The 11,744-nt window shown below is 55.2% G+C and carries 14 protein-coding genes; 3 read left to right on the top strand and 11 right to left on the bottom strand.

What is annotated here, in order from left to right; genetic code table 11:
• Positions 1–81 precede the first annotated feature (81 nt).
• From flgL to flgB, 11 genes are all read right to left on the bottom strand, one after another.
• On the bottom strand, positions 82–1,050 hold the full coding sequence (gene flgL / locus AC07WB_RS07400; protein ID WP_097094256.1) for a flagellar hook-associated protein FlgL: 969 nt from the start codon (positions 1,048–1,050) through the stop codon (positions 82–84).
• Between the two features lie 18 nt (positions 1,051–1,068).
• Positions 1,069–2,712 (bottom strand): flagellar hook-associated protein FlgK, encoded by a 1,644-nt coding sequence (flgK, locus tag AC07WB_RS07395; protein ID WP_097094257.1) that lies wholly within the window; start codon positions 2,710–2,712, stop codon positions 1,069–1,071.
• A 119-nt stretch (positions 2,713–2,831) separates the two neighbouring features.
• A complete protein-coding gene (gene flgJ, locus AC07WB_RS07390) occupies positions 2,832–3,773 on the bottom strand; it encodes a flagellar assembly peptidoglycan hydrolase FlgJ (protein WP_400455386.1) in 942 nt (313 codons plus the stop codon).
• Complete coding sequence (locus AC07WB_RS07385) at positions 3,773–4,879, bottom strand: flagellar basal body P-ring protein FlgI (RefSeq protein ID WP_097094259.1); 1,107 nt, start codon at positions 4,877–4,879, stop codon at positions 3,773–3,775. Before AC07WB_RS07385 ends, flgJ begins: the two co-directional genes overlap by 1 nt.
• A 12-nt stretch (positions 4,880–4,891) precedes the next feature.
• On the bottom strand, positions 4,892–5,602 hold the full coding sequence (locus AC07WB_RS07380) for a flagellar basal body L-ring protein FlgH (RefSeq protein ID WP_097094260.1): 711 nt from the start codon (positions 5,600–5,602) through the stop codon (positions 4,892–4,894).
• A gap of 62 nt (positions 5,603–5,664) precedes the next feature.
• Entirely contained in the window at positions 5,665–6,447 is a 783-nt protein-coding gene (gene flgG, locus AC07WB_RS07375) for a flagellar basal-body rod protein FlgG (RefSeq protein ID WP_097094261.1), read from the bottom strand.
• Positions 6,448–6,464: 17 nt separating this feature from the next.
• Positions 6,465–7,223, bottom strand: coding sequence for a flagellar basal body rod protein FlgF (locus AC07WB_RS07370; protein WP_097094262.1), 759 nt, complete (start codon positions 7,221–7,223; stop codon positions 6,465–6,467).
• 20 nt (positions 7,224–7,243) lie between these two features.
• Positions 7,244–8,533: a flagellar hook protein FlgE gene (gene flgE, locus AC07WB_RS07365; protein ID WP_097094263.1), complete on the bottom strand. Its 1,290-nt coding sequence runs from the start codon at positions 8,531–8,533 to the stop codon at positions 7,244–7,246.
• A 25-nt stretch (positions 8,534–8,558) separates the two neighbouring features.
• Positions 8,559–9,230 (bottom strand): flagellar hook assembly protein FlgD, encoded by a 672-nt coding sequence (gene flgD / locus AC07WB_RS07360; RefSeq protein ID WP_097094264.1) that lies wholly within the window; start codon positions 9,228–9,230, stop codon positions 8,559–8,561.
• A gap of 12 nt (positions 9,231–9,242) precedes the next feature.
• Positions 9,243–9,647 carry a flagellar basal body rod protein FlgC gene (gene flgC / locus AC07WB_RS07355; RefSeq protein WP_097094265.1) on the bottom strand — a complete coding sequence of 135 codons (405 nt, stop codon included), beginning with the start codon at positions 9,645–9,647 and terminating at the stop codon, positions 9,243–9,245.
• Between the two features lie 2 nt (positions 9,648–9,649).
• Positions 9,650–10,063 carry a flagellar basal body rod protein FlgB gene (gene flgB / locus AC07WB_RS07350; protein WP_097094266.1) on the bottom strand — a complete coding sequence of 138 codons (414 nt, stop codon included), beginning with the start codon at positions 10,061–10,063 and terminating at the stop codon, positions 9,650–9,652.
• 153 nt (positions 10,064–10,216) lie between these two features.
• Here flgB and flgA point away from each other — a divergent pair, with 153 nt between their 5' ends.
• From flgA to flgN, 3 genes are all read left to right on the top strand, one after another.
• Positions 10,217–10,876, top strand: a complete 660-nt coding sequence (gene flgA / locus AC07WB_RS07345; RefSeq protein ID WP_097094267.1) for a flagellar basal body P-ring formation chaperone FlgA — start codon at positions 10,217–10,219, stop codon at positions 10,874–10,876.
• A gap of 105 nt (positions 10,877–10,981) precedes the next feature.
• Positions 10,982–11,287, top strand: coding sequence for a flagellar biosynthesis anti-sigma factor FlgM (flgM, locus tag AC07WB_RS07340; protein ID WP_345826888.1), 306 nt, complete (start codon positions 10,982–10,984; stop codon positions 11,285–11,287).
• A gap of 5 nt (positions 11,288–11,292) precedes the next feature.
• The gene (flgN, locus tag AC07WB_RS07335) at positions 11,293–11,724 is read left to right on the top strand and encodes a flagellar export chaperone FlgN (RefSeq protein WP_345826889.1); all 432 of its coding nucleotides are present in this window, start codon (positions 11,293–11,295) and stop codon (positions 11,722–11,724) included.
• Positions 11,725–11,744: the final 20 nt, after the last annotated feature.

The raw sequence follows: 11,744 nt of genomic DNA, 5'->3' as shown, positions 1-11,744 counted from the left end.
GCAAAAAAAATCCCACAGCCTCAAAGGCGGTGGGAGAAACTAAGCGCACCCGGTTAAAGTACGCTCAAAGATTCAGGTCAATCAGGAATTCAGTTGGAATAGTGACATCTTCGACATATCGGTAAACGTCTTATACGACGCCTGCAGAGCCGTTTGTTGCATGGTATAGCTGGAGATGGCCTGAGTGTAATCCACCTGCACCAGATCGGTCATTTGCGAAGCCATGATGGTGTCGCGATCGTCGCCCTGCGCATCCAGCGTATCCAGTTCAGCTAACTGTGAACCCACGGCAGAACGGACCGCCAGCACATTATTCAGTGAGTTGCTCAGACCACGGTTGGACTTATCCATCGCGTCCTGGAAAACCTGTTTAGTCGCATCATCGGCATCATCCTGCGGCGTCTTTAACGCGGCAATCGCGCTATCGAGCATATTAAACAGGTTTTTTTCGCTGGCGCTGCCGTCCGGCTCCGCCTTTGAGTTGCTGGTGAGCGACATAAATACGGAAGATCCCGTGCTGCTGACGGCCATGGTACGTCCATCATCAACTTTTTGCGTGATGGGATCGGCGCCACCTACATAGGTCACGCCCGCCGGGGCGCCGGCATCACTAAAAGGCGCGACATCCGTTTGATAGCCCGCAAAGATGTAGCGACCATTACCGTCACGGCTGTTCGCCTGATTCAACAGCTGGGAGCGAATACCTTCCAGTTTGGTGGCGATCGACGCGCGGTCGTCGTCACTCAGGGTGCCGGTAGAACCATAAACTATCATGGTTTGCGCATCCTGAATGCTGCTGGTAACGCTAGAAAGTGCATTCTCTTCCATCGACAAGCTTTGATCGGCAAAGCTGCGCGCCGTCGCATATTGACTACTTTTCGCCTGTGACTGCGACAGCACCACCGCACGCGAGGCCGCGATAGGATCGTCAGAAGGATTGTTAACGCGCAATCCGGTTGAGAGCTGCTGCCCCACTTTTAGCCAGGAGGATTGCGAATCGGTAATACCGCGCACCTGCTGGTCGAAAATCATATTGGTACTAAGACGCATGGTTTTTATCCTCTATGCTTAGCCGCGGATGTCCATCAGCGCATTAAAAATGGTACTCGCCGTTTGCAGCACTTGCGCATTCGCCATGTAGAACTGCTGATATTTCGTCAGGTTGGAGTACTCCTCATCGAGGTTAACGCCAGAAACGGATTGCTGACGATCGCTCAGCTGGGTTACTACGTTCTGCTGCGTCGTACTGGCGGTTTCCAGCGTGCTGGTTTTGTTACCCACGGTGCTGACAATACTGGCGTAGGCCTGCGCAATAGTGGCGTTGCCATTCACTAGCTTACTATCCTGAAGATCTAACAATTTCTGCGCGTTACGGTTATCACTTTCACCGCTGGTCGCGCTGGAAGCCGCGGCAATCTGCGATTCATCGGTGATCGCCACCGACATGCCAGCAATCACGTTCTGCACCGGCTTAACCAGGAAGCTGTCTTTGGCATTCGGTGCTGGCGTCGTGCTCACCGTCAGTTTCAGCCCGTCAAAGTTGAGCGTGCCATCGGTCGCATCCGGCGTAACGTTAAACTTCACGTTATCTGACATGCGGGTAACCGACCAATTACTGCCGTCATAACTCACGGTATAGTTGGAGGCCTTCATCGCGCTAGTGTCTGACCACGCCGCGGTTACCGTGGCCGATGAGGTGTTTTTGCTGTTACTCGCTACTGTGGGCGAGCCGATGTTAAAGAAGTTGCCGCCAGCAGCGCCAGTGCTATCAAAACCCTGGCTATGCACGGTGTTGAAGCTGGTGGTGAACGCTGCCGCTAACTGGCCAAGCTGGTTCTGCGCCGTATCCAGATCCTGAGTACGGAATGCCAGTAAACCGCCCAGTGAACCGGTAGTTAAGGTTTTCTCTGGGATCTCCACGTTGCCAGCCTGCTTATCCACGTAGCCAACGGTGGTGCGAGAGGGATCGCTGCTGGAAGGCATAGCCACCAGACTGGTGGCGTTTTTACCATTGACCAACGTCACGCTGCCCATGGAAACGATGTAACTGCCGTCCTGCTGGGAGACGTTTACGCCAACCACATTATTCAGGCTATTCACCAACTGATCGCGCTGGTCCAGCAGATTGTTAGGTGCCGCGCCACCGCCAGTGGTCAGCTTGGCAATCTGTGTATTCAGATCGGCAATCTGGCTGGTAAAGGTGTTGATTTGATCAACATTCGAAGCGATATCGGTGTTTACGCTGGTTTGCATGTTATTGAGATATTGCGCGGTGGTCTGGAACTGGTTTACCAGGCCTTGCGCATAGCTCAGCATTGACTGACGTGCCGACGGATCGTTGGCGTTACTCACCACGTTTTGTACGTTAGTGAAGAAGCTCTGGATCGACGTCGACAAGCTGGTGGTCGACGTCGACAGCAGGTCATCAATGTTGGAAATCTGATTATATTGGGTATTAACGGCGCTGTAGTTGGCGCTGGAGCCGCGCAGCTGAGCGGTGATGAACTCATCGTATTCACGCTGTACGCCCGAAAGCGTGACGCCGTTGCCGTAATAGCTATTGCCCTGCAACGTGCTATTCGACTGCGACAAAATCGCCGTCTGACGCGAATAGCCCGCTACCGTATAATTGCTGATGTTGTTACTGGTGGTGCTTAATGCAGCCTGTGCGGCGCTCAGCCCACTCATCGCTGAGTTAATTATGCTGGACATCTCGGTTCCTTAATTTCCCGTTAACCGGGCTGGCAGTCATCAGTGCGATTGCGCGAACGATGAGCGCCCGCGGCATGTGATAGTTATCGGCTTGCTTAAGTGAAACTTGAGGCAAAAAATCAGAACAAATCAGTGATATCGTTGCTGTACGCCTTCATCACTTTTTCACCCATGTTTTTGAATTGTTGGATCATTCCTACCAGCTTCTGCGCATATTTCGGATCGGTGGCGTAACCGGCCGCCTGCAAGGCACGCGCGCCCTGCTCGGCACTTGGCGCGTTCGCTACGGCGGCATAACGCGGATTGCTGGAAAGCAATTTGACGTAGTCGCTGAGTGCTTCCATATAGGAGCCGTAGACGCGGAAGCTGGCACGTACTTTTTTCGCTTCGCCACCTTCGTATTCGGTGGTCATGATATCGGTGGTGGCGCCTTTCCAGTCGCTGCTCGCCTTGATACCAAATACGTTGTAGCTCGGCTTGCCGTCGCGCGTGAGGATTTGCCGCTGGCCCCAGCCAGACTCCAGCGCGGCCTGCGCCAGAATCAAATGATGTGGAATACCACTCTGTTGGCTTGCCACCTGCGCCGGTTGAGCGAGCTGCGCGATAAAATCGCTGCTATCACTGGGTAAACTGCCCGGAGAAACCGGTAGACGCGGCACCGCTTTTCGCACCATCTGCTCCAGCTGATTGGACGGCAGGTTGCTATAAATGAAGCTGTTATCCAGTTTCATGGGCACCGTGCCGGCGGTTTCATCCGGTTCTTGCGCCGGCTGCATCTGTTTAACAATCAGATCGGCCATGCCCAGGCCGCGCTTACCGATCTCCTGCGCAATCTGCTGATCGTACATTGAGGTGAAAAGCCGCGTCTGGTCGTTACTCAGCAAACCATCCTGCGGTAGCGCTGCGCGCATGCTTTTCATCATCATCTGCACAAACATGCCTTCCACCTGTTTTGCCACCTGCATCGCCTTCCCTTTCGGGTCGGCGCTGGCTTCACGTTTCAGGTCGTTCAGAGAGCGGCTGTCGTAAGCCGCATTCATCAGCGATTGCGTATCGGTCATCAGATAATTTCCAGTTTGGCGCGCAAGCAACCCGCGCTTTCCATCGATTGCAAAATCGACATCAGCTCAATCGGTGACGCACCCAGCGCATTAAGCGCACGTACCACATTGTTCAGGTTGGCGCTGGAGTTCACGCGCTGCAGCGCGCCGCCGCTCTGGCGTAAATCAATCTGCGTGTTGTTGGTTGTCACTGTCTGCCCACCTGCCAATGGCGTATCGGGCTGACTAACGTTTTGCTGTTGATTAACTGTCACCGACAAATTACCTTGCGCCACCGCACAGGTATTCAGCGTCACTTCGCGGTTCATTACCACTGAACCGGTACGTGAGTTGATGATCACTTTGGCATCTTCCAGCGGTACGGAAACATCAAGGTTCTGAATCTCCGCCAGCAAACGCACCTGTGAACTGTTGTTCGGTGATACACGGATTTGCACAGTACGCGCGTCCAGCGGCTGAGCAGAACCAATGCCGCGTGCATTAATGGTGTCGGCAATGCGCTGCGCCATGGTGAAATCTTCACTGTTCAGCTGCAGGTTAATGGTGTTCTGGCTACCAAAGTTGCTCTGCAGCTCACGCTCTACCGTTGCACCACCGGTAATGCGGCCACCGTTAAGCTGGTTAACCTGAACGCTGCTGCCGCCGGCAGATGCACCGGCGCCACCAACCAGAATATTGCCTTGTGCCAGCGCATAAACCTGGTTATCCACCCCTTTCATCGGCGTCATGAGCAGCGTACCGCCGCGCAGACTTTTCGCATTACCGAGTGAAGAAACCACTACGTCGATGTTTTGTCCCTGACGTGCAAATGACGGCAGCTTGGCTGTCACCATCACCGCCGCCACGTTTTTCAGCTGCATGTTGGTGCCGGTTGGCACGGTAATACCCAGCTGAGAGAGCATGTTGCTGACCGTTTGCGTAGTAAACGGGGTTTGCGTGGTCTGGTCGCCGGTGCCATCCAGGCCGACGACCAGGCCGTAGCCAATGAGCTGGTTGTCGCGCACACCCTGCACGGAAGTCAGATCGCGGATGCGGTCAGCATGCGCCATAGCGCTGAAGCCGAGCAGTAAGCCCAGGCTCAGGCGGAGCAGAGTCGTCATATTCATTCTCATTACCTCTTACATCGGCGAGACGTTCAGGAAGAAGCGTTGGAACCAGCCCATCGTCTGCGCTTCATTGATATAACCATTTCCGACGTACTCAATACGTGCATCGGCCACCTGCGTTGACAACACGGCGTTGCTGGCGCTGATGGTGCGCGGGTTAACCACGCCAGAGAAGCGGATAAATTCCGTGCCCTGGTTAATTTCGATCTGTTTCTCACCCACCACGCGCAGGTTGCCGTTTGACAGCACCTGATTCACGGTGACGGTGATGGTGCCGGTAAAGGTGTTATTCGCCGTGGCGCCACCTTTACCTGCGAAGTCATTTTTGCCATTCGCATCAAGCGTGGCTTTTTCGCCGCCCGCACCCACCAAACCACTCAGGCCGGTTGGCACGCCCGTGACGCCGAAACTGTTGCTGCCATCGCGGCTGGCGTTGGCGGAGGAACTTTTGCTGGCGCTGACGTTTTCCTGCAAGGTGATCGTCAATGTGTCGCCAATGTTGCGTGGACGGCGATCTTCAAACAGCGGCTGATAGCCGTAGTTCAGCGGTGCGACGCCCTGGAAAATAGAACCGTTCACCACTGGCGGGGCGGATGGCGTCGGCTCTGCCGTTGTCGATCCTTGTACCAGCGGCGTGCGCGGAACCAGCGCACAACCGTTAAGCGTCAGTAGCAATGTGGCTACTAACCAATGACCAGGCTTGAGAATCACTTGCTTCGCCACGGAGTTATGACCTTTTTCATGTTCTTAATCGGGCCAGCAAAGCCGACCCAACGACACCAGGATTAAATCTGGGTTAACTTCGCCAGCATCTGATCGGAGGTACTGATCGCTTTGCTGTTAATTTCGTAAGCGCGCTGCGTCTGAATCATGGTCACCAACTCTTCCGCCACGTTGACGTTTGAGGTTTCGACATAACCCTGATACAGCAGACCGGCACCGTTTTGGCCCGGCGTACTCTGCGTGGCCGCACCCGATGCCTGCGTTTCCTGATAAAGGTTTTCGCCCTGGCTATTTAAGCCCGCATCATTCATGAAGGTGCTCAGCGTCAGCTGTCCCACCTGCGCCGGGTTGGTTTGGCCCTGTTGCGTCACGCTCACAACACCGTCACGCGAGATGGTGATGCTGGTGGCGTTAGCCGGGATGGTGATGCCTGGCTGCACCGGGTAACCGGCATTCGTCACCAGCTGTCCGTTTTGGTCAACCTGGAAAGAACCATCGCGGGTATACGCCGAGGTGCCGTCCGGCATCTGCACTTCAAAATAACCCTGGCCGTTGATGGCCACATCTTTCGAGTTGCTGGTCTGCGACAGGTTACCCTGCTGATGCAGACGCTCGGTGGTGACTGGACGCACACCGGTACCGATCTGCAGGCCCGACGGCAGCGTGGTTTGCTCCGACGACTGCGTACCCGGCTGGCGCAGCGTTTGGTACATTAAATCTTCGAATACCGCGCGCGAACGTTTAAAGCCGTTGGTGCTAACGTTCGCGAGGTTGTTGGAGATGACGTCCATATTGGTTTGCTGAGCGTCAAGACCGGTTTTCGCGATCCATAAAGAACGAATCATGGTGTTTTCCTTACGCCTTAGCTGCTCATGTTGAGCAGCTGGTTGGCTTTTTGTTCGTTTTCATCAACGTTAGAGATCACTTTCATCTGCATCTCAAAACGTCGGGCGTTGGCGATCATATCGACCATGGTTTCCACTGGTTTGACGTTACTGCCTTCCAGCACGCCGGGCATGACGGTCACCGAGGCATCGTTCGCCAGCGCGGCGCCGCGCGTAGCCTGTGCTTGCTGGGTTGGACGGAACATACCGTCGTCACCGCGCTGTAACTCTTTACCTGTGGCACGAACCAGTTTCAGCTTGCCAATTTGCACCGTGGCGTTGGGCGCATCCCCCGCATTACGCGAAGTAATGGTGCCGTCGGCCGCGATGGTCAGCTCCGCCCCTTGCGGAATGGCGATTGGACCGCCATCGCCCATGACGGGATTGCCCTGAATGGTCAAAATACCGGTAGCGCTTATCTGCATGTTGCCGTTGCGGGTATAGGCTTCGGCACCGTCAGCGGTACGCACCGCCAGCCAGCCATCTTGCTGTACCGCTACATCCAGCGTACGGCCAGTGTTGTCCATGGTACCTGGCGTCATATCAGCGCCCGGCGTTGAAGCGGCAACCAGGGTACGCGTTGGCAGCGACCAACCGTTGACCGGCACCGCGCGCAACGCGTTGAGCTGAGCACGAAAGCCCGGCGTTGAAGCGTTGGCGAGGTTGCTGGCGGTCACCGATTGCTGGTCCATCGTCTGACTCGCCGCGCCCATCGCGGTATATATTGCGTGATCCATAAAGCAATCCCGTTAGCGAATTAACGTAAGTTAACCAGGGTGTTGAGAATCTGGTCCTGAGTTTTGATGGTTTGGCTGTTAGCCTGATAGTTACGCTGCGCAACGATCATGTTCACCAGTTCTTTACTCATGTCGACGTTCGATGCTTCCAGCGCACCTGAGGTCAGGTTGCCGTAGGTACCGGTGCCTGCCAGACCAACGGCCGCCTGACCTGACGAGCTGGTTGCGGACCAAACGTTGTCACCTTCAGATTTCAGACCTTCCGGGTTAGAGAAGCTCGCCAGCACGATCTGCCCCAGCAGCTGGGTTTTCTGGTTGGAGTAGGTGCCGGTGATGGTGCCATCATCGTTGATGGTGTAGCTGGTCAGGTCGCCCGGCTGGTAACCATCCTGCGTTGGGTTACCGAAAGTGCTGGTGCCGGTGTTCTGCTGCAGGCTACCCAACATGCTTAGGCTGATATTCATGCCATCCGCACCGTTGGTGCCACCCACAACCAGATTGGCCAGTGATGGACTGGTTGCCGTGGTAGATGGGATCGCGGTGCCAGGGTTAAGGGGATCATCAACCATTTTGGATACGCTAGTCAGCGTACCGCTGGCATTGAATTTCATCTGGAAACCCAAACCATCATCAGGATCGGCGTTGCCAATCTGCTTGCCGGTGGTGGAATCCATGATATGAACGGTCCAGGTGTTATCCGCCGTTTTGATGTAATACATATCCAGCTGGTGATCGTTACCCTGCGTGTCATACACCGTCATGGTGGTTTTCGCGTTGTAGCTATCCACGTTGGAGGCATCAAACGTGGTGACAGTCGGCACGGTGCTGGTGGAGTTAAGGTTCGCCACCTGGGTCGCCGTGGTGGTCGCGCGTGCGCCCATCTGCGTGGTGGGGATGCTCAGGGCAACCGGGTTAGCGCCGCTCTGAATGGTTGGTGGCGTACCGCTGGCTGGATAGCCGGTTACGTTCAGGCCCTGGGTATTCACCAGGTTACGGTTTGCATCCAGCGTGAACTGGCCGTTACGTGAATAGAACACGCCGCCGCTGGCGTCGGTCATACGGAAGAAGCCGTTGCCGCTCAGTGCCACGTCCAGCCCACGGCTGGTCGAGGTGGTGCTGCCATCACCAAAGTTCTGGATTACCGCTGCCACTTTGGTACCGAGACCAACGTTTGAACCGGCAAACATATCGGCAAAGGCGATGGTGCTGGATTTAAATCCGGCTGTGGCGGAGTTGGCAATGTTGTTACCAATCACATCCAGGTTGCTGGAAGCAGCATTCAGGCCGCTCACCGCTTGTGAAAAAGACATGTAATCTCTCCTGCTAAAAGGTTAATCAGAGAATCTGACGAATTTCATCGAGGGTCGCGGAGCCCATGGTGCCGAGATCCAGTTTCGTGGTGTTATCGGTGGTGCTGACGCCATTGACATAGGCATAGTTCAGCGGCTGCGCCACCAGTTGGGTGCTGCCATTGCTGGCGGCGAGTGATACAGAATATTTGCCATCTGCGGCGGTCGAGCCATCATCCAGTTTGCCGTCCCACGAGAAGGTGTGAACGCCTGCACTCAGCTTGCCGAGATCGATGGTACGCACGGTGGTGCCATTGCTGTCTTTAATCGTGACGCTGGTGGCGGTGGAAGCTGTTGCCAGCTCAACGCCAAACGGCGTGGTCGTACCGCTGCCCACCAACACCTGCGAACCGTTGATCATCACGCCATGCCCAATCAGTGTGGAACTCTGCAGCGACTGACTGGTGGTGATTTGACCGGAAATCGACCCTAACGTGGTGTTCAGTTTCTCAATTCCGCTTAGGGTGTTGATCTGCGCCAACTGCGTTGTGAGCTGGCTGTTATCCATTGGATTGGTGGGATCCTGATTTTTCAGCTGCGCCACCAGCATATTCAGAAACTGATTCTGCAAGTCCGCCGAGGTGTTACCACTCGACGCGCTGCTGGACGTCAGTACCGTGGGGTCCAGATTGTCTTTAATCCCTACTGCTACGCTCATAATCGTTCTCCGTTACTGACCCATGGTGAGGGTTTTCATCATCATTGACTTCACCGTGTTCAGCACTTCGACGTTGGCCTGATAGCTGCGCGACGCAGACATGGTGTTAACGGTTTCGGCGACCACATCAACGTTAGGCATTTTGACGTAGCCCTTCTGATCGGCCATCGGATTGCCTGGGTCATACACCAGTTTGGCCGGGGTGGGATCGTTAACCACGCCAGCCACTTTGACGCCGCCAGTGGCTGCGCCCTGTGCGGCATCGGTCTGGAAAATCACCTGCTTTGCGATATAAGGCTGGCCATCAGGACCGGTTACGCTATCGGCGTTGGCCAGGTTACTGGCGCTGACGTTGAGGCGCTGCGATTGCGCTGTCATCGCCGAGCCGGCGATATCAAAAATATTCAGCAATGCCATGCTTATTGCCCCTGCAGAACGTTCATCATGCCTTTGATCTGGCTACTGATGAGGGTGAGATCGGTTTGGTATTTCAGGCTGTTATCAGCAAACTGCGTACGCTCGCGATCCATATCCACGGTGTTGCCATCCGCGGCGGGTTGATCGGGAATGCGGTACATCAGATCCAGCGATGGCTGAGAATTGGTTTGCGCTTCAATGTGGCGTGAGGACGTCACCTTCAGCGCCAGACTGCTGCCTTCCGCGCGACCGTTTTGCATCACCTTGCTCAGCTGGCTGGCAAAGTCGATATCCCGCGCCTGGTAACCCGGGGTATCGGCGTTGGCAATGTTTGACGCCAGGATCTCCTGACGCTGAGCACGTAGGTTTAACGCTTCTGTACCAAATCGCAGCGCGGCATCGAGTTTGTCGAGCATGCTTCCTCCGCGAATGAGAATTTCGAGCTGACAGCTTAAGTGGACAAAAGCAAGGGTGATCGTCTGAATAGCAGCAAAAATGACGGCTATTTTTGACATTGATTTTTTTGCGCGAGGCGTAGACTCAGTGCCATCTTCTCGTCAGGAGGCGTTATGCGCAGATATTCCACCTTGCTCACCACACTTTGGCTGGCACTGGCGCTACCCAGTCACGCGGCGGATCTTAATGCTCAGTTGACACAATTTTTTAAAGCCCGCGATCCGCAACATGCCGCGGGAATGAGCGTGGTGGTGCGCACGCCGCCGTCACAGTGGCCCACCTGCGATACCCCCGAATTACAGCTCCCGGGCAATAGCCGCCAGTGGGGCAACATCAGCATTGCGGCCAACTGCGATCAAAATCGTCGTTTCTTGCAGGTGCAGGTGCAGGTCACTGGACAATATTTAGTCGCTAGTCGTCAGGTGGCGCGTGGCAGCACACTCAGCCCAGATGACTTCAGATTGGAAACCGGTCGCCTCGATGAGCTGCCGGCGCGCGCGCTGATCGACAGTAGCGGCGTAACGGATGCCATTGCCTTGCGTGATATTCCGCCGGGACAAGCCGTGACGGCCTCCATGCTGCGCCAGGCATGGCGCGTGAAAGCAGGTCAAAATGTGATGGTAGTCGCCAGTGGAAATGGGTTTAATGCCAGTAGCGAAGGACGTGCGCTGAACAACGCTAGCGCAGCGCAAATGGTGCGTGTGCGTATGGGAAATGGTCAGGTTGTCAGTGGTCGCGTCGACGCGGATGGGAATATTCTGATATCGCTATAAAGCGTTAAAGAACCCTGCTGTTCTGCCGATAGAGATATCAACAAAGACATTACCCTATGCTGACTCAGTTGACTGACCCCCAACTGACCTTACAGGAGCCACACAATGAGCATCGACAGAACGCAACCTTTGAACCCGGTTAGCACTGTACAGACACGCGATACCAACGATAACAGCGCGAAAGTGCGCCAAAGCGCCACGCCAACCGCCAGCACCACCAGCGAAAGCGGCGCGGCAGTGAAGTTGAGTACTGCGCAGGCGCAGCTGATGCAGCCCGGCAGCCAGGACATTAATACAGCGCGCGTTGAGCAGCTGAAAACGGCCATTCGTAATGGCGAACTGAAAATGGATACCGGTAAGATCGCCGACGCGCTGATCGCCGATACCAAGGCGTATTTAGAGGGTAACTGATCCCAATGGACAATCTGCTGATCACCTTAGACAAAATGCAGGATGTGCTGGCGTCACTCGCCGTAGTAATGGATGAAGAACAACAGCAACTTTCTGCCGGTCAGGTTAATGGCAACATGCTACAGCGCATCTCTGAAGACAAGAGTGCGCTGCTGACCACGTTGAATTATCTGGACGACATGCGCCGCACCACCGAGAAAAGTCTCGGCACGCAGGCGCCCTATGGTGATCACAGCGATCGCGAAAGTCGCTGGATGCGCATTCAGCAGCATACACGCCGCCTGCGCGATACCAATATGCATAATGGGATTCTGCTGCAGCATCAGATTGGCTTCACAAATGAAGCATTGGCCGTGTTACGCCCGCATCAAACCCAGGCATTTTACGGCCCCGATGGCTTAGGCAAGGGTCAAGCGACGTTGAGTCGTAAAGGGTAATCAATAAAAAATCCCGCCGC

Source organism: Pantoea sp. GW821-FHT03E06, assembly GCF_059420725.1.
Note: the sequence above shows the minus strand (reverse complement) of the source record. Positions and strands in the feature narration are given on the sequence as shown.

Bases quoted from the DNA above. Each gene is read 5' to 3' on its own strand.
- flgC (WP_097094265.1), bottom strand. From the start codon at position 9,647: ATGGCATTGCTGAATATTTTTGATATCGCCGGCTCGGCGATGACAGCG.
- AC07WB_RS07370 (WP_097094262.1), bottom strand. From the start codon at position 7,223: ATGGATCACGCAATATATACCGCGATGGGCGCGGCGAGTCAGACGATG.
- flgM (WP_345826888.1), top strand. From the start codon at position 10,982: ATGAGCATCGACAGAACGCAACCTTTGAACCCGGTTAGCACTGTACAG.
- flgJ (WP_400455386.1), bottom strand. From the start codon at position 3,773: ATGACCGATACGCAATCGCTGATGAATGCGGCTTACGACAGCCGCTCT.
- flgD (WP_097094264.1), bottom strand. From the start codon at position 9,230: ATGAGCGTAGCAGTAGGGATTAAAGACAATCTGGACCCCACGGTACTG.
- flgE (WP_097094263.1), bottom strand. From the start codon at position 8,533: ATGTCTTTTTCACAAGCGGTGAGCGGCCTGAATGCTGCTTCCAGCAAC.
- flgG (WP_097094261.1), bottom strand. From the start codon at position 6,447: ATGATTCGTTCTTTATGGATCGCGAAAACCGGTCTTGACGCTCAGCAA.
- flgK (WP_097094257.1), bottom strand. From the start codon at position 2,712: ATGTCCAGCATAATTAACTCAGCGATGAGTGGGCTGAGCGCCGCACAG.
- flgL (WP_097094256.1), bottom strand. From the start codon at position 1,050: ATGCGTCTTAGTACCAATATGATTTTCGACCAGCAGGTGCGCGGTATT.
- AC07WB_RS07385 (WP_097094259.1), bottom strand. From the start codon at position 4,879: ATGAATATGACGACTCTGCTCCGCCTGAGCCTGGGCTTACTGCTCGGC.
- flgB (WP_097094266.1), bottom strand. From the start codon at position 10,063: ATGCTCGACAAACTCGATGCCGCGCTGCGATTTGGTACAGAAGCGTTA.
- flgN (WP_345826889.1), top strand. From the start codon at position 11,293: ATGGACAATCTGCTGATCACCTTAGACAAAATGCAGGATGTGCTGGCG.
- flgA (WP_097094267.1), top strand. From the start codon at position 10,217: ATGCGCAGATATTCCACCTTGCTCACCACACTTTGGCTGGCACTGGCG.